Genomic DNA, 23,504 nt, shown 5'->3' on the forward strand with positions numbered 1-23,504 from the left:
CTTGCTAACCGCTGGCGTCGGCCCGACCGGCGCCAGCCGGAAAATCCTTCAAAGGGGCTTCATCAGGCGTTCGAGGACGATGAACCACCGATACCAGAACGAAGGATATGATCATCAAGAGGTACCACGAACCGAGCTTGGAGATGGAAACCGGTGTCCATCCACCGGACTGATCCGGGTAGATCCAGGCACGTGACCAGGTGCCGATGTTCTCTGCAAACCAGATAAACACCGCCACCAGCAGAAACCCAAGCAACAACGGCATTCGATGGCGAAACCGGAACACGCGGTAGTGCACGGTGGTGCGTGCGAAAAGCAGCGCCGTGGCTGCAAAGAGACCATAACGCACATCGACCGTATAGTGATGGGCGAAAAAGTTCACATAGATCGCTGCGGCGAGCACCAATGTCATCCACAAAGCCGGATAGTGCGTATAGCGCATGTCGAAAATCCGGCTGACGCGCGCGAGATAGGATCCCACGGCGGCATACATGAAACCCGAGAAGAGCGGCACTGCAGCGACGCGAAAGACGCTCTCTTCCGGATAGATCCATGAGCCGGCTGAAGTTTTGAAGACCTCCATCACCGTGCCGACCACGTGAAAAATAAGGATGACCTTCGCTTCGGACGGTTGCTCAAGACCGCCAGCCAGCATGAGCACCTGTATGACAACCGCAGCCAGAAACAGATAATCGTAGCGTGCCAGGACGGCGTTTTCCGGCCACAGATAATGTGTCGCGATGATCAGCGCGAGCAGTAACCCGCCAAAAAGACAAGCCCATGCCTGCTTCAATCCGAAGACGGCGAACTCGACCAGCGCGCCCGCCGGGCCCTGTGCAGGCAACGTGTCGAGAACGCGATGCGCAAGGGAGTCGATGCGCGTTTCAAGAGACGTGAAACGCCGCATCGGCGTCAGGCCTTCATCGCCGTTTCAAGAAATTCCGCAAGATTGTCGGTCACGAAGTCGACATCGTCTTCCTCGTTCGCGTCCTGCTCCCATATCTCGGTGAAGGTCGGCTCGAAATTGTTGGGCACCACCAGAACCGTGGTCATTCCAAGCTTCTTCGGCACTGCGAGATTCCGCGCCAGATCCTCGAACATGACAGCATTTTCGCCCGCCACCCGATGCAAGGCCACAAACTTGTCATAGGTGGCGGCAGCCGGTTTCGGGAGCAGATCGGCCGCTACGATGTCGAAAATGTCGTCAAAATGGTCGAGCACGCCGAGCTGCCGCGCCGCACGTTCCGCGTGACCCCGATCACCATTGGTGAAGATGAACTTGCGGCCTGGAAGAGCGCGAATGGCTGCGCCAAGCCGCGGATCAGGGTCGAGCCACGAATAATCGATGTCGTGCACCTTCTCGAGAAAATCGTCGGGGTCGATGTCATATCGCGCCATCAGACCGTTGAGCGTGGTGCCGTGCTCCTTATAGAGCTGCTTTTGAAGCACTCTGGCCTCATCGCGCCCAAGTTGGAGAAATTCGGACACATAAGCCGTCATTTTCACATCAATCTGGGAGAACAGATTGCTGTGATGCGGATAAAGCGTGTTGTCGAGATCGAACACCCAGTCGGTGACATGAGCGAAACGATCGGGAGCGGGCCGATTTGTCATGGCCCCTTATGCCAGAGCCGAGCTGTGCATCGCAATCGTCCAGCAGGCTTTTCCGCTTCAAACAAATGCCACGATGCACAAGGAACGTGTCACTATCGCAAATCGAAGTTCAGCCCATGGTCCGTTTCTCCTGTCTTTGCCTTGCCCTGCCGATTTTTGCCTCCGCAACAGCAGCTCTCGCCCAGCCTGAGCCGAGTTTCGAAGCAACGTGTGCGCAGTTGCGAGACAAGCTTTCAACCCTTGATGCCTCAAATGAGGAATGGATCACCATTGACGTGGTGGGGGAGCTGCGCGCCGTGGAACACGACGGCACGCTGGGCTACATGCTGACCTGCGCCGCGCCAGACCCTGAAGTGGTGTGCGTGACCTATGAGGTCAACGATTACAGGGCGGGAGATCGCGTGGTTTTGAGCGGAACGCTAAATCAGATCGATGCCGATCATGTAAGCCTCGACCCCTGTCTTCACTACCCGGCGGATACTGAGCAAACCCTTCCACTTCGGTAGCCCGAACTGGTATACCACTTTGACCCAACTGCTCTCTTGCGCGTTTGAAGCATGGGCTGCAAAAGACGCAGCATGGAATTGTGGATTCCCATCACCATTGCCGCAGCCTTCCTGCAGAACCTGCGTTCCGTCGGGCAAAAGCACCTTAAAGGCGTCATGGGCACGACCGGAGCGACATTCGTGCGCTTCGGCTTTGGCATGCCGTTCGTGCTCGTCCTGTGGCTCGCACTTCACTTTGCTGCCGGTTATGAATTCCCGGAACTTCACGGGACGTTTCTTGCCTGGACGCTGCTCGGCGGGCTGGGTCAGATCTCCGCGCAATTTCTCCTCATTTATCTCTTCTCCTTCCGCAATTTTGCGGTGGGGACCGCTTATTCACGCACCGAGCCGGCCCAAGCCGCCATCTTCGGCCTCGTGCTTCTTGGTGAGGTGGCCGGCTTTGGTGCGCTGGTCGCCATCGCCGTCACCGTGGTTGGCGTGATGCTTATCTCAGTGGCGCGTGTGCCGATGAGCTGGGGCAACCTGTTCCGCTCGCTCATCAGCCGCACAGCACTGATCGGACTGGCCTCGGGCACGCTGTTCGGCATAACGGCCGTCGCCTATCGCGGAGCGTCGCTTTCGCTGGGCGGGCCCAATTACCTGATGCAGGCGACCACGACGCTGGCCGTGACCATCACCTTTCAAACCGTGATCATGCTCATCTGGATGCTATGGCGCGACCGCGCCGAAGTCGGCCGGATTGCGAAGGCATGGAAACCGTCACTGTTTGTCGGCTTCGTTGGTGCGGCGGCTTCGCTTGGCTGGTTCAGCGCCATGACGCTACAACAGGCGGCGGTGGTGAAGGCGCTGGCGCAGATCGAAATGATCTTCACCTTCGCCTCCTCCGTTTTCTTCTTCCGCGAGCACATCAACCGCACGGAAGTGGCGGGCTGCCTGCTGATCGTCGCGGGGATTGTTCTGCTGGTGCTGTTGTAAGCCTGTCTACGTGGACATTCTTCGCAATTTGGAAACAAGTTCATCGATACTCGAGCACCGTCGAGTTGATCTAACCTGCATTGTTAAGGCTGAGAAGAACCTTCGTCCCGGCACGGATCACGCCAGATTTGCCACTCCATGAAGAGCCAGCATGAGGAACGAAACGCATAGAAGCAGGAGACCAACGCGCAGGCAGCGACGCTCGAAACCCATCTCCTTAAGGGCTCTGTCGAGCAATTGTTTCATCTGTTTCTGATAGGCGTTCGGCTGTGTTCTTGATGTCTGTAGCCTTTGTAGCTGCAGCATGGTCATGCGGGAATCACTGGACATGATGGACGGGAGCACAAGCAGGGCAGAACCCGTCAGGCCAAGAATTCCAGAGATTATGGGGGCAAATTGCCCTACCGCGAGATCCCAGGTCATGGCACCCTCCAAACTTGTGACGACAATGAGAGTGTCTCCGCCATTTGCTGACGCGCTACATATTTTACCAGTAAATGCGGTACGCTCCGCTCCCGCATTTCGCAGGAATCGGTCGAACGTATCCTGAGCCAGGCCGCCACCCTGACCATTTAACGGCTCTTAAGGCTCTGTTCCGGTTCAGCGGCCACTTCCGCCTCGGAAATTGCGCTATCGACGTTCGCCTCGCCAAACAACGTGTCGTCTGGTGAGCCCCTTCCAAACTCCGCCTCAGAAGCGGGTTGTGGATTTCGTTTGCCGCGCCTCCTATCCGATCGACGCCTTTTTTCTTCCTGCTCACGCTCGTGACGGGCCCAGCTGTTGCGGGAAGCATGAAACTCAAGTCGACCACCACAGGCAACAGCAAAGGCGCAGGCAAAATCGATCGAAGGCGCGTGGTCAAGCAGACCACTTTCGACCTGCGAGATCCGGGCCTGTGAAACGCCGAGTTTCTTTCCCAACTGCGTCTGCGTAAGGCCGGCCTCCCGGCGCAGGGCCAGCAGAGCCTCTGCCATCCGCCGCGCGCCCTCCGCGCGCGCGAACGCCAACTTCAGATGCGGCTTTTGTCTTGCCGCTGAAGTGAAGGAATCAAAGCTCATGGTTCCACCTTTCCGGCCTACCAATGCGCATCCTATCCCGAGCGATATTCAACAGCGCTGAAACAGGGTCCGGATCTGCGTGATGATTGATGACCCGGGCGACGACAACACAGACATCCTTGGTCTCGGCTCTGCCGTCTCCTGGAAAATTTGCGATCATGTGGAACTGCCTGTCCTTGAAGAGCCAGAATTCAGCCTCCAGTTTTCGCCAATTGTTGCGTCTAAGCTGGTTATAAAACCCATAATCGGCGATGAGCTCCAATTCGAGCAAACCACTGATAACACCGTCCAGTTCACCGGCATCGATGGTTTTCTCATCCATCAGGCGGCGGAGCTCCTCTTCAGCATCGAAGCCATCGCCCCGGAACACCCAGATCGCCACTATTGCCCCCCCCAATATAAGCTATAGCTTTTAATTTATCCAGTCCTGAAGGTCATGTTAATGGTGAAGCCGCGAACGGAGCAACCTTGGATTGAATGAACCCTTACGGGACGATCAGGGTTCCTGCGCCATGCTCGGTGAAAAGCTCGAGCAGGACAGCATGCGGGGTCTTGCCGTTGAGGATGACGACACCTTCCACGCCGCGCTCGATGGCCTGAATGCAGGTCTCGACCTTGGGGATCATGCCGCCGGAAATCGTGCCATCCTTGATGAGGGCGCGAGCTTCGGCGACCGTCAGCTCGTCGATCAACTTCTTGTCCCTGTCGAGCACGCCAGGCACATCGGTGAGGAAAAGAAGACGCGTGGCGCGCACGGCGCCGGCAATCGCACCGGCAAACGTATCGGCATTGATGTTGTAGGTGTGGCCGTCGCGGCCGGGTGCCACCGGGGCGATGACAGGGATCATCTCGGAATGGGCGAGCAGATCGAGCAGCGTGCGGTCGACCTCCACCGGCTCGCCGACAAATCCCAGATCGAGCACGCGCTCGATGTTGGAATCGGGATCGACCACGGTCTTGTGCGCCTTTTCGGCAAAGACCATGTTGCCATCCTTGCCGCACAGACCAATGGCCCACTCGCCCTCGGCGTTGATGAGCGCCACGATTTCCTTGTTGATGGAGCCGGCCAGAACCATCTCGACGATCTCGACGGTCTTTTCGTCGGTGACGCGAAGGCCGCCCTCGAATTTCGATTCGATGCCCATCTTCTTGAGCATGGCCGCGATCTGCGGGCCGCCGCCATGGACGACGATGGGGCTGACGCCGGACTGTTTGAGGAGCGCGATGTCGCGGGCGAAGGCCTGACCAAGTGCAGCATCGCCCATGGCGTGCCCGCCATATTTCACCACGATGGTCTTGTTCTCATAACGCTGCATGTACGGCAGTGCCGCCGAAAGAAAGCGGGCCTGGGCTTCAGCAGTTTCCGTCATGTCCGTCATCGTGTAGTTCCCCAAAGTCAAAACGGCGGTTTCTTAAAGCATTTTTCGCTGCAAGTGAAACGATCTTGCAGGTCGGCCGACAAAAAGCTGCTTTTGCTGATCGTGGGTCGGCTTGCCTTTGCGTTGCATCGCCCTAACTCTCACGTTTCTCCGCCTTTCCCGCCATCCCGTTTGAGCCTAGTCTCCCAGTATGATCCCGGATGATATAACGAAGCTGATTTTCCGCACCGCGCTCAAGGAGCGTGCGGCATTTGATCTTCTTTATCGCCTCACGAGTGCGAAACTCTTCGGTGTCTGCCTGCGTGTCTTGAAGGACAGGGCGGAAGCAGAGGAGGCGCTGCAGGACGTCTATGTAAAGATATGGACCAAGGCGGACCGGTTTGCCGCGACGGATCTCAGCCCGATCACCTGGCTGGTTGCGGTGGCGCGCAATCACGCAATCGACAGGCTGAGGGCGCGCAAGGCGCCTGCCGCGGAACTGGATGAAGCGCAGGCCATTGCCGATCCGAAACCGAACCCGGAAAGCCTGGCGGAAGCGGGCAGCGAACGGCGGCGGATCGATGCCTGCCTCGGCGAACTGGAAACCGATCGTGCAATGGCGGTGCGCGGAGCCTATCTCAACGGCGACAGCTACGCCGAACTTGCGGCCCGTTTCGACGTGCCGCTCAATACGATGCGAACCTGGCTGCGGCGCAGCCTCTTGAAGCTCAGGGAATGCCTGGAACGATGACGGTGGCAGACGAACACGGACCGGAAAGGCACGACGACGATCTCGTCGCTGCCGAATATGTGCTCGGCGTTCTGGCAGCCGAAGAGCGGGCAACGGCCGCGCGCCGGATCGAGACGGAACCAGCCTTTGCGCGCCTTGTGGAAGACTGGGAAGCCCGGCTCGCCCCCATGGCAGAAGCCTATGAAGGGGTGGAGCCCCCAGCGAACGCGAAGTCTGCCATCGACGCACGGCTTTTTGGTGCCGCGCCGGCAGCGGAAAGGCTCGGCCTTTGGTCGAGCCTCGCCTTCTGGCGAAGTGCCGCGCTGGCCGCCCTTTTGGCTTTCGCCGCCTATGTGGGCCTCACTTACACAAATCTGCCGATTGGCAATCAGCCGCTCCAGGAGCAGCGTTTCGTTGCCTCGCTTGCCCATGACGACACCGATGTGCGTTATCTCGCGGTCTATGACAGTATCAAGCGCGACGTGGCGCTCTCCCATGTTTCCGGAGCGCGGCCCGATGGGCGCGATTTCGAGCTCTGGGCGATCGAGGGCGACAAGCCGCCGGTTTCCCTCGGGGTCATTCCGGTCGGATCGAGCGTTCATGTGGCGCTGAGCGAAGCGCTTGGCGCCGCAATCGAGGCCGGCGCCGTGTTTGCCATCACCACGGAACCGCTGGGCGGTTCGCCGGACGGCACACCCACCGGGCCGGTCGTCGCACTTGGCGATCTGCGCGACATCTGATTTCGGCTTTTCTAAAAAATCTGCTTTTTTTTGAAACTTCCCGGAGTGCCTCTCCGTGTCTCCTCATGTTCCCAAAACGGGCCAGCCAGAATGGCGGTCCCAAAATGACCTGAGGAGTTCAAACATGCGCAAGATCACTGTTTCCATTCTCGCCGGCTCGATTGCTCTCGCTTTCACAGGTACAGCTCTCGCTGAAAACCCGATGGTTGGCGGCGCGGCCATGTACGCCGACAAGACCATTGTCGAGAATGCAGTCAATTCGAAGGATCACACCACGCTCGTTGCTGCTGTGAAGGCTGCCGGCCTGGTCGACACGCTTTCGGGTGAAGGGCCTTTCACCGTTTTCGCGCCGACCAACGCAGCTTTCGAGAAGCTGCCCGCCGGCACTGTCGACACGCTTCTGAAGCCCGAGAACAAGGAAACGCTCGCGACGGTCTTGACCTGCCACGTGGTGGCGACCGAAGCCATGTCTGACGCCATTGGCAAGATGATCTCCGATGACGGCGGCAACCATCCGGTCAAGACGGTTGGCGGCTGCATGCTCGAAGCCAAGATGGACGGCGACAAGATCACGCTGACCGACGAAAACGGCAATGTCGCAACCGTGACGATTGCCGATGTCGATCAGTCGAACGGGGTTATCCACGTGATCGACACAGTGCTTCTGCCGAAGAGCTGAGCTACGAAAGCAAAAGCCAGACAGGTTCCGATCGGGGGCTTTCGGAACCGCAAGGGGTGGAGCAGCGCCACCCCCTGCACTCACACGGACTTGACTTTGAGGTGATAGCCCAGCGGACCTAATGTCCGGCGCAGGCGACACGAGCCAACCATGCAAGAAGGAGCTATTCGATGAAACGCCGCAATTTTCTGTATGGTACGGCTGGCGCGCTGGCAGCACTCACCGGCGGAGCCTTTGTGCTGCGTGGCCGGACCGGCGGCAGCGCCATGGCTGAAACCTTCGAGATCACCAAAAGTGAGGAAGAGTGGCGCGCGATCCTGACCGATCAGCAATTTGCCGTGCTGCGGCAGGAAGCGACGGAAAGGGCCTTCACGAGCCCGCTCAACAATGAGAAGCGTGCCGGTCTCTTTCATTGCGCCGGCTGCGACCTGCCGCTTTATTCATCCGAGGCGAAATATGATTCAGGCACCGGCTGGCCGAGCTTCTGGGAAGCACTTCCGGATGCCATCGGCACCAAGCCGGACAACTCGCTCTTCATGACCCGGACCGAATGCCACTGCCGGCGCTGCGGCGGCCACCAGGGACACATTTTCGATGACGGCCCGCCGCCGACCGGCAAACGCCACTGCATCAACGGCGTCGCCTTGACGTTCAAACCGGGCGCGACAATGCCGAGCTAGGGATCTGGCATTCAGCCATCGGTTACGGCGCGGGCGATGGCATCACGCAACTCGTCCATGCCTTGACCCTTTTCCGATGAGGTTGCGACAATCTCGGGAAAAGCGGCTGCACGCTTTCTCAGTTGCGCTTCCGTGGCGGCAAGCAGCTTTTCAACCGCCGGCGGCTTGATCTTATCGATCTTTGTCAGCACCACCTGATAGGAAACCGCCGCCTTGTCGAGCAGATCCATGACCTCCTCGTCATTCTTCTTGATGCCGTGGCGGGCATCAATCAGCAGGAACACACGCTTGAGCGTGACACGGCCCCTGAGATAGTCGAAGACCATTTCGGTCCAGGCGTCGACCTGCGCCTTGGGCGCCTTGGCAAAGCCGTAGCCCGGCATGTCGATGATCGCCATGGGCGGAAGATCACCATCAGCACCGGTATATCCATCGGGAACGAAGAAGTTGAGCTCCTGGGTGCGGCCGGGCGTGTTGGATGTACGGGCCAGGCCGCGCTGTACGATCAACGCATTGATGAGCGATGACTTGCCCACATTCGAGCGCCCGGCGAAGGCCACCTCGGGGGGACCTTCAGGCGGTAGAAATTTCATGGCCGGTGCACCGCGCAGGAAGACCCACGGACGCAGGAAGGTTCCGCGATCGATCTGCGCCTTGCCGGCGGCTGCGTCATCGTGTGATGCGTTCACGCCATCATCTCCATTACCGTTCAAATGACGGCATCAAGACTGGCGGGGCATTTGTCAACTGCGCTGTTGCTGAAACCGTGTTTCAGAAGTCACTCAAGCGTTGCCGAGAACCTGCATTCCACCGAGCCACCGTGAGCGGGGCCTGCGGCTGGCTTCGCACAAAGTCTCATGGAGGCGTCCGAGGTCCCTGGACTCTTGCGGGCGCCATCCGCAAGGACAACAGGATGTCTCGCAGTGCGCTTCCGCCGTTTCGCGGTAGATCGTTCCAAGGGCTCGCGCAGCCTCAAGCATCAGAACCATTGGCGGCAGGCCGGTCCGACGCATGATCTCGCTCATTTCCTTCATCATCTGAAGCTTCAGATGTGTTTCCGCTTGTTGGCGGCGACGTTCAAACTCGCTCATCGATACCGCCCAGTCCTCGTAAGTGTTCAGAAGGGCTGCGCATGCACCCTTCAATCGCCTTCATACCGGGTGTCATCACGTGCAATTCGCCGCAGGCCTCGTCCAGTTCCCTCATCGCCTCGAAGAGCGCTTCGCGGTCCCGACAGTGGGTATCGAAGAGAGCAACGAAAATCATGTTGCTGCCATCATGTGGCTCCGGCGTCTCATTCGCGCGTGAAAGGCTCTCGGCGGCTGCACGCTTGGCGGCCTGCACCTTGGACCGCAGCCGCTCTACACGCAGGAATTTTCCACGGTGGCGTTCGAGCTCATCAGCCTCACAGGCATGATGAGACGCAAACTCCTCAATCGGGCTCAGATGCATCATGGCAGTTACCTCTTGGCCTCCGGCCGGTCGGATTAGCGACACGGCCGAAGACACAAACACAATACTATACTAAAAATGTCAAGTTTAATGATGCCGCCTGGCAGTCCTGTTAGACGGCGTTTTCAAGGGCAACGAGATCAGCGCCGCGTATGGCAGATAGGTTGCGGCTTATCTTGTCTACCGGCCAGTTCCACCAGCCGATCCCGACGAGGGCTGCGACCGTCTCGGGCGCGAAGCGCAGGCGAAGAACGCGCGCCGGATTGCCCACGGCGATGGCGTAAGGCGGAATATCGGAGGCAATGACGGCATGGGCCCCGATCACGGCTCCATCTCCAATAGTGACGCCCGGCATGATCTGCGCCTGCCGTCCGATCCACACATCATTGCCCACGGTGGTGTTGCCGCGGCTATGCTCGAGATAAACCTGGCCATCAAAACCCTCCTCCCAGCCGTGGCCGAAGATATTGAACGGGAAGGTGGAGAAGCCAGTCATCAGATGGTTGGCCCCGTTCATCACAAGTGTGGCGCCGTGGGCGATGGCCACAAACTTGCCGATAACCAGTCGATCGCCGAGAAAGTCGAAGTGATAAAGGACGTTTCGTTCCTCAAAACGCTCGGCGCCGACGGGATCGTCGTAGTAGGAAAAATCTCCCACCTCGATATTAGGCCGGGTGATGAAGTTCTTAAGAAAAATGGTTCTGGGAAAGCCCGCCATCGGGTATGGCGTTGCCGGATCAGGTCCATGCATGGGGACCTCCTTGGTCAAAACAGGGGAATAACCCACCGCCTCCGTCAAAACGGCAAAGGGCCGGACCTCAAGTCCCGGCGGCGTGTGCTTCGGTCCCCTTATTTGATCATCGAGGCAACTCCCTTGGTGCAGATGCTGTCCTTAGCGGAAATACGAGAGGACAGCAATCATGACCACTCAACCAGCGCCATCGCATAGCTTGCAAGCGCGAGCAGTGAGGCGACTGCACGCACATGGTTCCACATCACCCATCGGGAGAGATACTCCCGCCACAGTTCTGCCCCTTGCGTTGTTGCTGGCTCAACCTTTGCCAGAGCCTCGTTCATGGGAACGTTGAAAACAACGGTGACGAGAAATGTGCCCACCACATAGAAAAGTCCGCCGAGAAAAAGCCAGATGCCGCCGGACGGCACCAGCCCGAGCAGGGCGAAAACACCAAGCAGGATTCCCAGAGCCGCTGTGCCGAAGAACGCCGCAAAAAAGACGGGGTTGAGCACGGTGACATTGATCGTCTGCATCGTCTGAATGCCTGCCGGAACCGGCATCCGCCGAAGAGCCTGCATAACCGTGTTTGAGAATGCGAAGAAAAACCCGGCCGTGAGACCAGCACCCAGCGTGGCGAGCAACAGCGACGCAAAAACAAGGCTATCAGCCATAGCGATCTCTCCGTTCCACACGAGAATACCCAATTCTTCAGGATCGCGTCAGAGAGGGGTGAGAGGCTCCAGACATTTTCTGCCAAAGCCCGGTGATGGAGATCCATGCGGATGGCAAAGCTACAAAAAAGGCCCGCTTACGCGAGCCTTTTCGATTTTTTCGGCTATTCGGCCGGTTTCGGCTTTTTCTTGAACAGACCAGCCAGATTGTCCCAAAGCTCAATCTTGGCGCCCTGGCGTTTCATGATGACGCCCTGCTGGACGATGGACAGGAAGTTGTTCCATGCCCAGTAGATCACCAGGCCTGCCGGGAAGGTGGCCAGCATGAAGGTGAAGATCACCGGCATCCAGTTGAAGATCATCGCCTGTGTCGGATCGGGCGGTGTCGGGTTCATGCGCATCTGCAGGAACATGGTGATGCCCATGATCAACGGCCAGACGCCAATCATAAGGAAGGTTGGCACGTCATAAGGCAGGAGACCGAACAGGTTGAAGACCGAGGTCGGATCGGGCGCCGAAAGGTCCTGAATCCAGCCGAAGAACGGCGCGTGGCGCATCTCGATGGTGACGTAGAGCACCTTGTAGAGCGCGAAGAAGACCGGGATCTGAATCAGGATCGGCCAGCAGCCGGCGATCGGATTGATCTTCTCTTTCTTGTAGAGCTCCATCATCGCCTGCTGCTGCTTCATCTTGTCATCCGCATATTTCTCGCGGATTTCCATCATGGCAGGCTGGACCTTCTTCATGTTCGCCATGGACTTGTAGGACTTGTTGGCGAGCGGGAAGAAGATGAGCTTCACAACGACCGTGGTTGCAAGGATGGCCACGCCGAAATTGCCGAGCAGCTTGAACAGCCAGTCGATGAGATAGAACATCGGCTTGGTGATGAAATAGAACCAACCCCAGTCGATCAGAAGCTCGAACTTACGGATGCCGCGGTCTTCTTCATAAGCATCGACGACATTGACCTCCTTGGCACCGGCGAAGACCATGAGCTCGCTAGTGGCGGAAGCGCCATCGGCGACCGTGATTTCGTCGGTCAGATAGTCGGCCTGGTAGCGCGGCTTGCCGTCGCCCGAATAGGTGTAGCGCGGCTGGAATTCGCGGCCGTTCTGCGGGACCATGGTCACCGCCCAGTATTTGTCGGTGATGCCCAGCCAGCCGTCAGAGGACATCGCCGGCGTAATGCGCTTTTCCTCTTCGACATCCGAATAATCGATTTCCTGCAGGCCTTCCTCGCCGGTGACGCCGATCAGGCCTTCGTGCAGGATGTAGATGCCGGAGGTCTTGGGCGTGCCGATGCGAGTGGTGCGGCCATAATTGCGCAGTGCGACAGGAGCACCAGAAGCGTTTTCCACCGTGTCGGACACCGTGAACATGTAGTTCTCGTCGACCGAGAAGGTGCGCTTGAAGGTCAGGCCCTTCTCATTGGTGAAGGAGAGCGTGACGGGGCTCGACGGGGTGAGCGTCTCGCCTTCGGCAAGCGTCCACTCGGTCGAAGGACCCGGCAGCGTTCCGGCGGCCTCCCCACCAACATAACCCGTCTCGACATAATAGCCGTCAGGACCAGTTGAGGGGTTCAGAAGCTGAATGTTGGGTGAATCCTTCTCAACAGTCACCCGGTAGTCCTTGAGGAGCAGGTCATCGAGACGCGCGCCCGTCAGATTGATCGAACCGGAAATGCGCGGCGTCTCGATCTTCACACGTGCGCTGCCGGCAACGGCTGCGGCGCGGTCAAGCGGTGCAGCCGATGGGTTGGTCGAGCCGGGCACGGCACCCTCGCCACCAGAAGGCGCTGGTATATCGCTGATCTCACCGCTCGAAGACGCAGCAGCCGGGGCCGTTTCTGCCGCCTGCCGTTCTTCAATCTGGGCTGCCTGGCGCTGCTCTTCGATCCGGGGGTTCATGTAGAACACCTGCCAGAGCGTCAGGATCAACACGGACAGCGCGATCGTGATGAGAAAATTGCGATTGTTATCCATCGATGTCCTTGCCCTTTCCACGCCCGGCATCGGCTTGTCCGATGCGACGGGAAAGCTCGTCTTTCAGGGAGGCGAACGGCGCGTCAAGCACAGAACGCCGCGCCACGATCACATAATCCTTGCCGGCGACCATGTCGTGAACCGTATGGAGGCGGCAGGCTTCCTTGAGCCGCCGGCGTACGCGGTTTCGAACCACCGCGTTGCCGACTTTCTTCGTGACTGTAATGCCCAGCCGTGGCGGGTCCTGGTCGCCGCGATCTAGCACTTCCAGCAGAAAAAGCCGCCCGCGTCGCTTTTCACCGCGACGGACGGCCAGAAACTCGGCGCGCTTTTTAAGGCGCGCCGGGGGTGGGACGGCTGGCCGGTCCGTCATCTTTCCGGCCTCGCCTCCAAACCTTATGCGGACAGCCGCTTGCGACCGCGGTTGCGGCGGGCTGCGATCACGCGACGGCCGCCCTTGGTGGCCATGCGCGCACGGAAACCGTGCCGACGTTTACGGACGATCTTGGAAGGCTGATATGTACGCTTCATTTGTTTTAATACCGCGGAGTGCGGCCCTTCTTAGTTCTGTTTCAATGAACAGGAGCTTTGCTTTCAGGGCTGGACCGAAGGCACGAATACGCGCCGCCGGACGCAAGGCCCAAGCGTGGCCGGGCTTATAGGAGCATGGATGCGCAGAGTCAATCAAAACGGCGCGAATGCGCGGCCATCGCGGCAAGGGGTCTCACCCTGTCCGGAAAACAGGCATCAGTCCTGTGGTATCTGCGCTGCCGCAAGCCGTTCGTCCGGATGCGCGCTCGCGGAAAGCCCGGCAGCAACACCTGCCCTGTCGGCGGCACTGCGATTCTGGCTCATCTTGCGCTTGCCCTCAAGGCTCGTGATGGCAAGACGCAGCCCGACGATCCCGCGCAATTGACCTTTGATGAACTTTTCAGGTGCATCCGAGACGGACCAGACTTCCGGGCGACCCGCCTCGTGCAGGGCCGTCAGGCGCTCAACCACGCTGCGCAGCCTCCCCTCATCCTCGAAAAACTCGATCGGCCCGCGTGCCTGAACCACGGTGTAGTTCCAGGTGGGCACGACCTTCCCATGCTCCTTCTTGGAGGCATACCAGGATGGGGTGACATAGGCGTCGGGGCCCATGAAAATCGCCAGCGCATCGCCCGCCGGCGTATCCTTCCACTGCTCGTTGGCGCGCGCCAGATGGCCATAGAGCGTGCCATAGGGGCCTTCGGTCTCATCAAGAAACAGGGGCAGAGGGCTTGCATGAAGTCCGTTCGCACCGGATGTCACCACATTGGCCAGCCGCGCTGCCCGCATCAGCTCATGAAGCGCGGGCAGTTCTTCCTCGCGAAAGGCGGGTGGACAATACATTCGGGTTCGTCTCCCTGAAAAACACCTGATCCTAGCGCGCACGAAGGAGTGGAAAAAGGCAGAGAACCGCCTTGCCCAACAAGAAAACCTCTGTGGCGCAAAGGCCTAGCGGTGCCGTTCCATGCCCTGCCGGAACTGCTCGAAGATGTTTTCCACGCCGCGCTCATAGTCATCACGTGTCTTGCGGCCGGTCTCGAACATCTGGCCGAAGAGATCGTCATAAGGATTGCGGGAGCGGCCACTCGGGTTGGTTTCCGGCTCAGGTTGCGGCGCGGACCGCCTTTGCGGTTCCGGTTGTCCGGCGCCCTGGCCGCCACGCAGGAACTGGTCGAAAATCTCGCCCAGCGGATTGTTGCCCTGGCCACCAGAAGGGGTAGAACGCCCGGTGGAACCACCACCACCGAACATGCCTTCCAGTATCTGGCCAAGCGGGTTGTCCGACGGGCTCATACCCGATGGCGCGCGCCCACGCGGTTGAGCACCTGACTGCTGCTGGCCCATCTGGCGCATCATCTGCTCCATGAGGTCGCCAAGCATGCCACCACCGCCGGCCTGCGCCTGACGCGGCTGCGCGCCCTGCATCTGGCCCGTGGACTGTTTGAACAGGCCACCCATGAGCATGGACGCAAGCACGGGAAGCATCTGCTTGAGCATATCCTGGCCGAGCCCGGTGGCCTGGGCGGCGTGGCTGGCCACGGCGCGGCTCACATCCTTGGAACCGAACAGATGGCCCAGAATGCCGTTTCCTTCGGCAACGCCCTGCGGCGAAAAGGCGTTGGCGGCATCCTCGAAATATTTTGCGTGCTGACCCGAGGCAAGCGCACCGAGAAAATTGCCGGCACCGTAAGGATCAGCGGCATTGCGCTTCAGCCCCTGGCTGAAGGCTGGCAAAAGCGCCTCCATGGCTTCCTGTGCCTGTTGATTTGAAATGCCGAACTGCCTGGCGATCTGATCGACGCCGTTCCCCTGACCGGCATTGTTGAGCATCTCGAACAGCGGAAGCATGGGCGTTCTCCTTCATTCAATCGTCGCCGAGCAAGTATCGGACCAATGTTTCAGAAAGATAACCCGACAAATCCGCTTTGTCTTCGCCGCCTTGAGAGGATGCCTAATAGGCCTGTTCGAGGAATACGGGCTCGATCGACCTGTCCCAGCGCGTGTTGAAGGCATTGGCCAGTTCTTCCGCGCTGGTGGTTCCGCGCGCGACGATCTCGTCGAGCGGACTCAGGAAGCTTGCCTCGTCATAGCCTTCAGGATTGAGACGCTTGCGGGCGGAAAGCCCCTTGCGCGAAATGGCCAGAACCTCGCGGGCGATCTCCCGCAAATCGTGATTGCGGAAGCGCGTGGCCAGCCCCTCTTTCGGCACCGCATTGCGCATGGCATTCACCTCCTCGAACGACCAGTCGGCCGTGAGGTCGTGGGCGGCGTCGAGTGCTGCCTGATCATAGAGCAGCCCCACCCAGAAGGCGGGCAGCGCGCAGATGCGCCGCCATGGACCACCATCAGCGCCGCGCATTTCAAGAAAACGCTTGAGGCGCACATCGGGAAAGAGCGTGGAAAGATGGTTCGACCAGTCGCCAATGGTCGGCAGGCCATCGGTCACCTCATCCTTCAGCCCGCCTTCCATGAACTGGCGGAAGGTGATGTGGGTGCAGTCATGATAGCGCCCGTCGCGGATGATGAAATACATCGGCACATCGAGCGCCCATTCCACGTAATCGGCAAAGCCGAAGCGCTCGGAAAAGGCAAAGGGGAGCAGGCCAGAGCGTTGATTGTCCGTGTCGCGCCAGATTTCGCCGCGCCAGGACTGGTAACCGTTCAATCGTCCGCCTGTGAAAGGGGAATTGGCAAAGAGTGCTGTGGAAAGCGGCTGCAGGCGCTGCGCCACCTGCATCTTGCGGCGCATGTCCGCTTCGCTTTCGAAGTCAAGATTCACCTGGATCGTGCAGGTGCGGTACATCATGTCGAGCCCTTGCGTGCCGACCTTCGGCATGTAGGCGGTCATGATCTTGTAGCGCGATTTCGGCATTTGCGGCGTTTCGGCAAGCGTCCATTTCGGGCTGCCGCCAAGGCCCAGAAAGCGGATGCCGAGCGGCTCGGCAATCTCGCGCAGTTGTGCCAGATGGGCGTTGCCCTCACGGCAGGTCTGATGGAGCGTTTCCAGCGGTGCACCCGAGAGCTCAAACTGGCCACCCGGTTCCAGCGAGATGGCCCCCTGCCCGGTTGGTTCCACCAGGCCGATGATGTTGCCATCATCATTGATTGCATCCCAACCGAGGACGCGCTGCATGCCTTGAAGGACTGCCTTGATGCCGCGCTCGCCCTCATAGGGAACGGGCCGGTTGCCATCGACATAAAAGGGGAATTTTTCGTGCTCGGTGCCGATGCGCCATTTATCCTTCGGCTTGCAGCCTTTGGCGAGGTCGGCGACAAGCTCATCGACCCGTTCGATCGGACGATTGTCAGTTGTGTCACGGGCCATATGTGTCCTCCTAGAGCGCCATGCGTGCGCCTGTACGCAAGAACGCCCTACATTCTTATATTCGCATTTATGCGAACGTCACCTGATGCCACGTGACTGCCAAATGCCAGAGCAAACCATCTAGAACTGATGGACATGCAAACAATTCGCTTCAAGTAAGAATTGCTGATTGGAGCGTCAACCAAACTTGATGTGAAAACATCAATGCCAGTCCCCTACGCTCGCCTGAATGATGGCGAGAGCAGCCACGGCTGCCGTATCAGCCCGCAGGATGCGGGGCCCGAGCGGAATGGGAGTTACGAATGGTAAGGCACGCAGCTGCGCGCGTTCGGCCTCGGAAAACCCGCCTTCGGGACCGACCAGAAGCGCCAGTTTCTTTTCGCGCACAGCCGAAAGCGCCTGCATGGGATTGTTGGTCGCGGCATCCTCATCACAGAAGATCAGGCGACGATCCGGATCCCATTCCGCCAGAAGCCGGTCAAGCTTTACCGGCTCAAGCACCTCCGGCACGGCCAGAATGCCGCACTGTTCGGCTGCCTCCATCACATTGGCTTCGAGGCGCTGGGTTCCTGGTTTCGCGACCTGAGTGTGCTGGGTGATGACCGGTTGCAAGCGCCCAGCGCCCATTTCGACAGCCTTCTGCACAAGATAGTCGAGCCGCCCCTTCTTCAATGGGGCAAAGCAATAGAGAAGATCGGGATGGGGCGTCTGGGGACGCGTCTGACTGGTCATACGCAGACGCACCGCCTTGCGGTTGGCCGCGATCACTTCGGCATGCCATTCGCCGTCGCGCCCGTTGAAAACGAGCACTTCGCCGCCGTCGCGCATACGCAGGACATTGGTCAGGTAGTGAGCCTGTTCCCGGCTGGTCTCTACCTCGGCACCGGCAGCGAGGGCGGCATCGATGAACAGCCGCTGCAGTTTGTAGTTCGCACGCATGGCGGTCTGATGGTGGATCAAGGTCGACGCGTCAAGAGCCGATGCTTGCGTGCCAGACCGGAGCGTAGCCCCCGATCAACGCCGAAACGGTCAAGGCTGGTGTCAGCAGCTGAACAACCGGCGGGATCTTTTCCGGTGAAAGGGCGCCGCCGTAGCCCTCAAAGTGCCACTCATAAAACGCTCCGCCGCGCAGTGCATAAGCCCTCTCTCCACATGCGATCATTGAGCCGTCGGGCAGTTCCGGCAGTGCCTCTGCAGCGATGGGTTGTGCTTTGCCGGTGACTGCAAACCTTTGTCCGTGGAGAGCTGAGTCAATGTCGGGGGCCTTCATTCCCTGGTCCCTCGTGGCCTGACGCACGCAGGTCAGGAAATCACTGGCCGCCTCCCGTCGGCAGAAGAAGCAGGGGCGGTGCCCCGCAGCAAGGGCTGTCACCTCATCGAGAAAGAAGAGTTCCGTCCAACCGGCCCGGCCCTTGGGGCTGTTTCGCCCCATGACCTCACGCCGGCGCCCCCGGAATTCACAAACGCAGATAATCCAGGACCTGGTCGTCCAGCGGCGGCGCAGGAGCGTTTTTGTATCGGGATCATGGATCACGCCGCGATTGCCGGTAAAAACACCGCGCGCCTGGGTTGCAAACAACTGACCGAATGGGGAGACGCGGTTTTGAAGCGCCATGGCCGTTCCCACCTTTTCCGGTGTTAATCATAAACAATGTGAGTATTGGCATATAAATTGTTTCAATCTTAAGCTGTTTGTGTTTATTGCAGCCTGCGCGGCACGGGGAGCCGCGCTTATTGACCTTCAAGGGACTTTTGGTCGAATGACAATCGGGCGTGCAACTGTCGTGTTTCTCATCACTGTCTCAGCCTTCACGCTGATCGGTGCAAGGCTTCTTTCGGCCGGCGCTTCCGGTGATCACCACCCCGTGGACGGCTACGGCATTTCAGCCGCCGTCGAGTAGGTTCAGGCATTCATGCCATCAAGTCACCTGCTATCCACAGGCGACTTCGATCAATCTCTTTTCCCGCCCTTCCATCCTGAGCGCCGTCAACCGGCCGCTGTGCCATGCGCCGGTATCAAGGTTGATGCGGTTCTTGCAGAGTTCCGGCGTACGTACTGGCGTGTGACCATGCACGATCAATTTGGGATGCAGCTCATCGAATGCGTGGAACTCCCTCCTGATCCAGACGAGATCGTCCGCCGATTGAGCCTCCAGGGCGATGCCCGGGCGAATGCCCGCGTGGCAGAAGAAGAAATCACCGAAAGAAACTGAATAAGGCAGCGTGGCCAGAAACGCCCGGTGGCGCTGCGGCACGGCACGGACCAAAGCGGCGTGGCCCGGCATCATTCTCTCGCGCGATGTCAGGTCAATCTCAACACCATAGGACAGCGCCGTCTCGAAACCACCATTGCAGGCGAACAGGCCGAAAGGGTCGGGACTCGCCAGAAAATCGAGAAAGCCCAGATCGTGATTGCCAGCAAGAGCGATGACGCGCGGGTCGCGTTCGTGCAGCCCGGCGAGATATTCGATCACTCCGCGTGAATTCGCACCGCGATCAACATAGTCGCCCAGATAGATGATGCGCCAGTCAGCGGGGCGGTCATGAAGGATTTCCTCCATGAGCCGCGCATGCATTGCCGCCAGCAAGTCATGCCTGCCGTGAATGTCTCCGACCGCGTAGAGGCGCAGGCCATGGGGCGTCGAAGCCTCATCATATGAGACTCCGGCGGCCATTCTTCACCCGTCGACGACGATGAGGTGCAGAGCGCGCGGCCCATGTGCACCGAGCAGCATGGTCTGCTCGATGTCGCCGGAGCGCGATGGTCCGGTGATGAGGTTCAGCAGTCTTGGCATGTCACCTCTGCCATATTTGCGCCTGAGGCGGGAAATCACCGTTTCAAGATCACCGGCAATGTCCTTTGCGTCAATGACGATGATGTGGTGATCGGGCACGAAGTTGACGGTGGTCGGATTGTCCTTGCCCGAAGGCAGGGCGACCGTGCCCGTTTCCGCGACGGCGGCAAATGCATGGCTCACACCGACTTCGTCCGCGGGGTCAGCTCGTCCAAGCTTCACCTCAAGCGATTTCTGGCTGGCCCAGTCCATGCGCTTGAGACGCCTGTCATCGCCCATGCGGACGGAAGGCGCCAGGTTCTTGGAGCGCAGATAGTGGGTCACGGCCTTCGGCACATCGTCTGACTTCTTCACGCGCTCCACCGTGGCCGTGACGGCCTCGGCCATGCGGCAGAAAAGAGCAACGCGCTCTTCGCCATCCACCTGCCCGCGGGCCGGAATGAGCCCGCGCGGCGTCTTTGCAAGGCGCTTTTCGACGGCTTCGCGCCGTGCAGCGTCATCGGTGGAAACGGACGCCGCCGCCCGTAGCTTGCCAAGAATGGCCTCGCGCCCGCTCATGATGCACCCCCTTCCTGTTTCGCGGTTTCGCGGTCGCGCCATTGCTGCATGAAAGTGCGGCTCTCGGGCGCGGGAAGATCGCGGTGTCGTGTCCAGCCCCCGGCAAAGGGAAGCGAGCGGAACCAGCGGCGACGCCCTGCAAGGCCGGAAAGCGCCGGGATCGCCATGGAAGTGGCAAGACGATAAAGCCCTGGTCGGCGGGCGAAGAAGGCCCAGAAACCGAGGCCGAAACGCTGGGTCGCCGGATTGAGCCCGCGCTCGAATTCGCGTTCGCGCCAATGCCGCATCATGCGCGGCAGCGGGATCTGCATGGGACAAACGGATTCGCAGCGCCCGCAGAAGGTGGAGGCGTTGGGCAGGTGCCCGGCCTTGTCGACGCCAACCAGCGAAGGCGTGAGCACCGAGCCCATCGGCCCCGGATAGACCCAGCCATAGGCATGACCGCCGACAGCGTGATAGACGGGACAATGGTTCATGCACGCGCCGCAGCGAATGCAGCGCAGCATCTCGTGGAACTCCGTGCCGAGCATGGATGAGCGACCATTGTCGAGCAGGATGACGTGATATTCGTCCGGCCCGTCGGGATCGTCCGGGCGGCGCGGTCCGGTGGAGAGCGTGGTGTAGACGCTCATGTCCTGACCGGTTGCTGAACGGGCGAGAACGCGCAGGATCTGGCTCGCGTCCTCCAGCGTCGGCACGACCTTTTCGATGGAGGCAACGACGATGTGGACGCGCGGCAGCGTCTGCGTGAGATCGCCATTGCCCTCATTGGTGACAATGATGGATGTGCCGGTTTCGGCGACAAGGAAATTCGCGCCTGTAATGCCCACATCGGCCTGAAAATATTGCGGGCGCAGGATATGCCTCGCTTCACCGAGAAGGGACTCGGGCTGCGAGAGATCGCGCCCAGCCGGAAGCTCGGTGTGAACGCGGCGGAAATCCTCTTCCACCTGTTCCTTGTTGAGATGAAGTGCGGGACCGATGATGTGGCTTGGATGCTCGCCACGCAGCTGGATGATGTATTCGCCGAGATCGGTCTCGACCGGTCGGACACCTTCCTTCTCAAGGAAATCGTTGAGTGCGATCTCCTCGGTGATCATCGACTTGCCCTTGGTGACGGTTCGTGCGCCCGCCGCGCGACAGATGCTGAGAACCGCCTGTCGGGCATCCTCGGCCGTTTCGGCCCAATGCACCTGGCCGCCCGAGGCAATCACCTTGCGCTCATAGGCTTCCAGATAGAGATCGAGATGTTCGAGCGTGTGATCCTTGATCGCGCGGGCGGAAGAGCGAAGATCCTCGAATTCCGGCAGTGCATCGACCGCTTTCTTTCGCTTGCCGACGAAACCGATCTTCGCCTTGCCCATGGCGCGCTGCAATTGCTCATCGGCAATCGCCTTGCGCGCCTTCTGCTTGAACTGTGGAGACTGGATTTCCATCAGCGCCCTCCCCCGCCGATTGCCGGCTTGTCTGTCATGCCGGCCAGAACCTCGGCCACATGGCGAACCTCAACCCTGCTGCCCTGCCGATGAAGCTTGCCGGCCATGTTCATGAGGCAGCCGAGATCACCGGCAAGCAGCGTATCGGCGCCGGCACCCTCGATACTCGCCGTCTTTTCCTCGACAATCTTGTTGGAGATGTCGGGATATTTGACGCAGAACGTGCCGCCGAAGCCGCAGCAGACATCGGAATTCTGCATTTCCTTGAGCTCCAGCCCCTCAACCGAAGACAGAAGCTTTCGCGGCTGTTGCTGGATACCGAGCTCGCGCAGACCGGAACAGGAATCGTGATAGGTGACACTGCCCTCGTGGCGGGCCGGCACTTCTGTGATGCCGAGCACATCGACCAGAAAGCTCACCAGCTCGTGCACGCGGCCGGAAAAGGCCTCCGCCCTCGCCTCATAGGACGTGCCCTTGAGAAGCGACGGGTAATGCTTTTTGAGCATGCCCGCGCAGGAGCCCGATGGCGCGACGACATAATCAAACTCCTCGAAGGCCTCGATGGTCTGGCGCGCGATGGCCGCGGCGTCTTCCCGATCGCCGGAATTATAAGCCGGCTGGCCGCAGCAGGTCTGTGCCATGGGCACCTCGACGGTGCAGCCTGCCTCTTCCAGGAGCTTGACGGCAGCAAACCCGACAGTGGGCCGGAACAGGTCCACCAGGCAGGTGACGAAAAGGCCGACGCGCTTGGGTGAGATGCTTTCTTCTTTCAACGGTTCTTCTTTCGCTGGCTTGAATTTCTCGGCAGAGCCGGTTCGCTCGCTCATTGCTGCAAGGTTTCCCCGCCACGCTGATGAAGCCGCAGGCGCGAAATGCGCTGCCAGTCATCCGTGCGTTCGGCGTGAAAGGTGGCCTTTTCGACGAAATCGATATGCGCGATCGCAGCCGCTCTTGCCGCTTCTGGATCGCCGGCGGCAATTGCCGCATGGATCGCGCGATGCTGGGCAAGGAGCGTGTCGCGGGCATCGGGCAATTCATAGATGCGGGCGCGGTTCAGGAAGACCCCATCGGCGAGCAACCGGTAGCAGGCGCGCAGCGTGTGCAGGAGCACAATGTTGTGCGCGCATTCGCCCACTGCATTGTGAAATTCCACGTCACAGGCCGCTTCCGCCTCAAAGTCCTCGGCTGCATGGGCGTCGTCCATGCGCGTCATGATACCATTGAGAAGAACTATGTCTTCCGGCGTTGCACGCCTGGCCGCGAATTCGGCGGCCACAGCCTCGACCTCCCGGCGATATTCCAGATAATCAGCGGTGGCCTTGCGGTGCGTGGCGATAAGCTCGCGCACAGGCTTGGTGAACACCTGGCCGATAATGTCGGCCACATAGGTGCCGCCGCCGTGGCGGGTGGTGATCAGGCCGCGCTCCTCCAGCGTTTTCAGAGCTTCGCGCAGAATGGGGCGGGAGATGTCGAGCTGGCGAGCAAGCTCGCGTTCCCCGGGCAAACGGTCACCATCGCGCAGGACACCTTCGAGGATCAGCGTCTCGATTTGCCGGACAACGCCATCCGCCGTGCGGGCATGCTCAATTCTGGAGAAGACTGCTTCCACCGGCCCTTGCCGTTCCCGTTGCTCATAGGTTTGTGGCCACAGACTAGCCTGAGTTAATCGAACTGGTCA

30 protein-coding genes are annotated in these 23,504 nt (G+C 59.7%); 7 read left to right on the forward strand and 23 right to left on the reverse strand.

The annotated features are described in order from the left end of the window. Nucleotides 1-4: 4 nt before the first annotated feature. On the reverse strand, nucleotides 5-907 hold the full coding sequence (locus H7H48_RS05750; protein WP_229447821.1) for a DUF817 domain-containing protein: 903 nt from the start codon (nucleotides 905-907) through the stop codon (nucleotides 5-7). 5 nt (nucleotides 908-912) lie between these two features. After that, complete coding sequence (locus tag H7H48_RS05755; protein WP_229447822.1) at nucleotides 913-1,614, reverse strand: pyrimidine 5'-nucleotidase; 702 nt, start codon at nucleotides 1,612-1,614, stop codon at nucleotides 913-915. 116 nt (nucleotides 1,615-1,730) lie between these two features. Here H7H48_RS05755 and H7H48_RS05760 point away from each other — a divergent pair, with 116 nt between their 5' ends. Beyond that, on the forward strand, nucleotides 1,731-2,120 hold the full coding sequence (locus H7H48_RS05760) for a hypothetical protein (protein ID WP_229447823.1): 390 nt from the start codon (nucleotides 1,731-1,733) through the stop codon (nucleotides 2,118-2,120). A gap of 72 nt (nucleotides 2,121-2,192) precedes the next feature. Next, entirely contained in the window at nucleotides 2,193-3,095 is a 903-nt protein-coding gene (locus H7H48_RS05765) for a DMT family transporter (protein ID WP_229447824.1), read from the forward strand. A 117-nt stretch (nucleotides 3,096-3,212) separates the two neighbouring features. Here H7H48_RS05765 and H7H48_RS05770 read toward each other — a convergent pair whose 3' ends face one another. The 4 genes from H7H48_RS05770 to argB all read right to left on the reverse strand — a co-directional run bounded on the left by H7H48_RS05770 (nucleotide 3,213) and on the right by argB (nucleotide 5,532). Continuing rightward, entirely contained in the window at nucleotides 3,213-3,518 is a 306-nt protein-coding gene (locus H7H48_RS05770; RefSeq protein WP_229447825.1) for a hypothetical protein, read from the reverse strand. 149 nt (nucleotides 3,519-3,667) lie between these two features. Beyond that, nucleotides 3,668-4,153 carry a helix-turn-helix transcriptional regulator gene (locus H7H48_RS05775; protein WP_229447826.1) on the reverse strand — a complete coding sequence of 162 codons (486 nt, stop codon included), beginning with the start codon at nucleotides 4,151-4,153 and terminating at the stop codon, nucleotides 3,668-3,670. After that, nucleotides 4,143-4,475, reverse strand: coding sequence for a hypothetical protein (locus H7H48_RS05780; protein WP_229447827.1), 333 nt, complete (start codon nucleotides 4,473-4,475; stop codon nucleotides 4,143-4,145). The genes H7H48_RS05775 and H7H48_RS05780 overlap by 11 nt, the downstream gene beginning before the upstream one ends. A gap of 163 nt (nucleotides 4,476-4,638) precedes the next feature. After that, nucleotides 4,639-5,532: an acetylglutamate kinase gene (gene argB / locus H7H48_RS05785; protein ID WP_229447828.1), complete on the reverse strand. Its 894-nt coding sequence runs from the start codon at nucleotides 5,530-5,532 to the stop codon at nucleotides 4,639-4,641. Nucleotides 5,533-5,722: 190 nt separating this feature from the next. Here argB and H7H48_RS05790 point away from each other — a divergent pair, with 190 nt between their 5' ends. From H7H48_RS05790 to msrB, 4 genes are all read left to right on the forward strand, one after another. Beyond that, nucleotides 5,723-6,262 carry a sigma-70 family RNA polymerase sigma factor gene (locus H7H48_RS05790; RefSeq protein ID WP_229447829.1) on the forward strand — a complete coding sequence of 180 codons (540 nt, stop codon included), beginning with the start codon at nucleotides 5,723-5,725 and terminating at the stop codon, nucleotides 6,260-6,262. After that, a complete protein-coding gene (locus H7H48_RS05795) occupies nucleotides 6,259-6,981 on the forward strand; it encodes an anti-sigma factor domain-containing protein (protein WP_229447830.1) in 723 nt (240 codons plus the stop codon). Before H7H48_RS05790 ends, H7H48_RS05795 begins: the two co-directional genes overlap by 4 nt. Before the next feature lie 124 nt (nucleotides 6,982-7,105). Then, nucleotides 7,106-7,660, forward strand: a complete 555-nt coding sequence (locus tag H7H48_RS05800; RefSeq protein ID WP_229447831.1) for a fasciclin domain-containing protein — start codon at nucleotides 7,106-7,108, stop codon at nucleotides 7,658-7,660. 170 nt (nucleotides 7,661-7,830) lie between these two features. Further along, complete coding sequence (msrB, locus tag H7H48_RS05805; RefSeq protein ID WP_229447832.1) at nucleotides 7,831-8,340, forward strand: peptide-methionine (R)-S-oxide reductase MsrB; 510 nt, start codon at nucleotides 7,831-7,833, stop codon at nucleotides 8,338-8,340. 11 nt (nucleotides 8,341-8,351) lie between these two features. Here the strand turns inward: msrB and yihA are convergent, their stop codons facing one another. From yihA to H7H48_RS05865, 12 genes are all read right to left on the reverse strand, one after another. After that, entirely contained in the window at nucleotides 8,352-9,029 is a 678-nt protein-coding gene (gene yihA, locus H7H48_RS05810; RefSeq protein ID WP_370633311.1) for a ribosome biogenesis GTP-binding protein YihA/YsxC, read from the reverse strand. Between the two features lie 388 nt (nucleotides 9,030-9,417). Beyond that, the gene (locus H7H48_RS05815) at nucleotides 9,418-9,795 is read right to left on the reverse strand and encodes a hypothetical protein (RefSeq protein ID WP_229447833.1); all 378 of its coding nucleotides are present in this window, start codon (nucleotides 9,793-9,795) and stop codon (nucleotides 9,418-9,420) included. A gap of 109 nt (nucleotides 9,796-9,904) precedes the next feature. Then, entirely contained in the window at nucleotides 9,905-10,543 is a 639-nt protein-coding gene (locus tag H7H48_RS05820) for a CatB-related O-acetyltransferase (RefSeq protein ID WP_229447834.1), read from the reverse strand. A gap of 167 nt (nucleotides 10,544-10,710) precedes the next feature. Then, nucleotides 10,711-11,199, reverse strand: a complete 489-nt coding sequence (locus tag H7H48_RS05825; RefSeq protein WP_229447835.1) for a DUF1772 domain-containing protein — start codon at nucleotides 11,197-11,199, stop codon at nucleotides 10,711-10,713. A 164-nt stretch (nucleotides 11,200-11,363) separates the two neighbouring features. Beyond that, on the reverse strand, nucleotides 11,364-13,181 hold the full coding sequence (gene yidC / locus H7H48_RS05830) for a membrane protein insertase YidC (protein WP_229447836.1): 1,818 nt from the start codon (nucleotides 13,179-13,181) through the stop codon (nucleotides 11,364-11,366). Then, entirely contained in the window at nucleotides 13,174-13,554 is a 381-nt protein-coding gene (gene rnpA / locus H7H48_RS05835) for a ribonuclease P protein component (protein ID WP_229447837.1), read from the reverse strand. The genes yidC and rnpA overlap by 8 nt, the downstream gene beginning before the upstream one ends. Before the next feature lie 23 nt (nucleotides 13,555-13,577). Next, nucleotides 13,578-13,712 (reverse strand): 50S ribosomal protein L34, encoded by a 135-nt coding sequence (gene rpmH / locus H7H48_RS05840; protein ID WP_007009688.1) that lies wholly within the window; start codon nucleotides 13,710-13,712, stop codon nucleotides 13,578-13,580. A gap of 216 nt (nucleotides 13,713-13,928) precedes the next feature. Beyond that, on the reverse strand, nucleotides 13,929-14,555 hold the full coding sequence (locus tag H7H48_RS05845) for an FMN-binding negative transcriptional regulator (RefSeq protein WP_229447838.1): 627 nt from the start codon (nucleotides 14,553-14,555) through the stop codon (nucleotides 13,929-13,931). Between the two features lie 105 nt (nucleotides 14,556-14,660). Beyond that, complete coding sequence (locus tag H7H48_RS05850) at nucleotides 14,661-15,560, reverse strand: DUF937 domain-containing protein (protein WP_229447839.1); 900 nt, start codon at nucleotides 15,558-15,560, stop codon at nucleotides 14,661-14,663. 103 nt (nucleotides 15,561-15,663) lie between these two features. Further along, a complete protein-coding gene (locus H7H48_RS05855) occupies nucleotides 15,664-17,037 on the reverse strand; it encodes a glutamate--cysteine ligase (RefSeq protein ID WP_229447840.1) in 1,374 nt (457 codons plus the stop codon). A 201-nt stretch (nucleotides 17,038-17,238) separates the two neighbouring features. Next, nucleotides 17,239-17,976, reverse strand: a complete 738-nt coding sequence (locus H7H48_RS05860; protein ID WP_229447841.1) for a 16S rRNA (uracil(1498)-N(3))-methyltransferase — start codon at nucleotides 17,974-17,976, stop codon at nucleotides 17,239-17,241. A 31-nt stretch (nucleotides 17,977-18,007) separates the two neighbouring features. Then, nucleotides 18,008-18,652: a hypothetical protein gene (locus tag H7H48_RS05865; protein WP_229447842.1), complete on the reverse strand. Its 645-nt coding sequence runs from the start codon at nucleotides 18,650-18,652 to the stop codon at nucleotides 18,008-18,010. A gap of 145 nt (nucleotides 18,653-18,797) precedes the next feature. Here H7H48_RS05865 and H7H48_RS05870 point away from each other — a divergent pair, with 145 nt between their 5' ends. Then, nucleotides 18,798-18,938 (forward strand): hypothetical protein, encoded by a 141-nt coding sequence (locus tag H7H48_RS05870; RefSeq protein WP_229447843.1) that lies wholly within the window; start codon nucleotides 18,798-18,800, stop codon nucleotides 18,936-18,938. Nucleotides 18,939-18,968: 30 nt separating this feature from the next. On the opposite strand, the gene H7H48_RS05875 is transcribed toward H7H48_RS05870, so the two are convergent. Genes H7H48_RS05875 through H7H48_RS05895 form a run of 5 tightly spaced genes read right to left on the reverse strand, consistent with a single transcriptional unit; the run spans nucleotide 18,969 to nucleotide 23,435 of the window. Beyond that, on the reverse strand, nucleotides 18,969-19,712 hold the full coding sequence (locus H7H48_RS05875; protein WP_229447844.1) for a metallophosphoesterase family protein: 744 nt from the start codon (nucleotides 19,710-19,712) through the stop codon (nucleotides 18,969-18,971). 3 nt (nucleotides 19,713-19,715) lie between these two features. After that, nucleotides 19,716-20,390: a lactate utilization protein gene (locus H7H48_RS05880; RefSeq protein ID WP_229447845.1), complete on the reverse strand. Its 675-nt coding sequence runs from the start codon at nucleotides 20,388-20,390 to the stop codon at nucleotides 19,716-19,718. Further along, nucleotides 20,387-21,826 carry a LutB/LldF family L-lactate oxidation iron-sulfur protein gene (locus tag H7H48_RS05885; protein WP_229447846.1) on the reverse strand — a complete coding sequence of 480 codons (1,440 nt, stop codon included), beginning with the start codon at nucleotides 21,824-21,826 and terminating at the stop codon, nucleotides 20,387-20,389. Before H7H48_RS05885 ends, H7H48_RS05880 begins: the two co-directional genes overlap by 4 nt. Next, complete coding sequence (locus H7H48_RS05890) at nucleotides 21,826-22,653, reverse strand: (Fe-S)-binding protein (protein ID WP_370633312.1); 828 nt, start codon at nucleotides 22,651-22,653, stop codon at nucleotides 21,826-21,828. Before H7H48_RS05890 ends, H7H48_RS05885 begins: the two co-directional genes overlap by 1 nt. After that, nucleotides 22,650-23,435, reverse strand: coding sequence for an FCD domain-containing protein (locus tag H7H48_RS05895; protein WP_229447847.1), 786 nt, complete (start codon nucleotides 23,433-23,435; stop codon nucleotides 22,650-22,652). The genes H7H48_RS05890 and H7H48_RS05895 overlap by 4 nt, the downstream gene beginning before the upstream one ends. Between the last annotated feature and the right edge of the window lie 69 nt (nucleotides 23,436-23,504).

Source organism: Nitratireductor sp. B36 (genome assembly GCF_020833685.1).
Lineage (GTDB): Bacteria > Pseudomonadota > Alphaproteobacteria > Rhizobiales > Rhizobiaceae > Nitratireductor.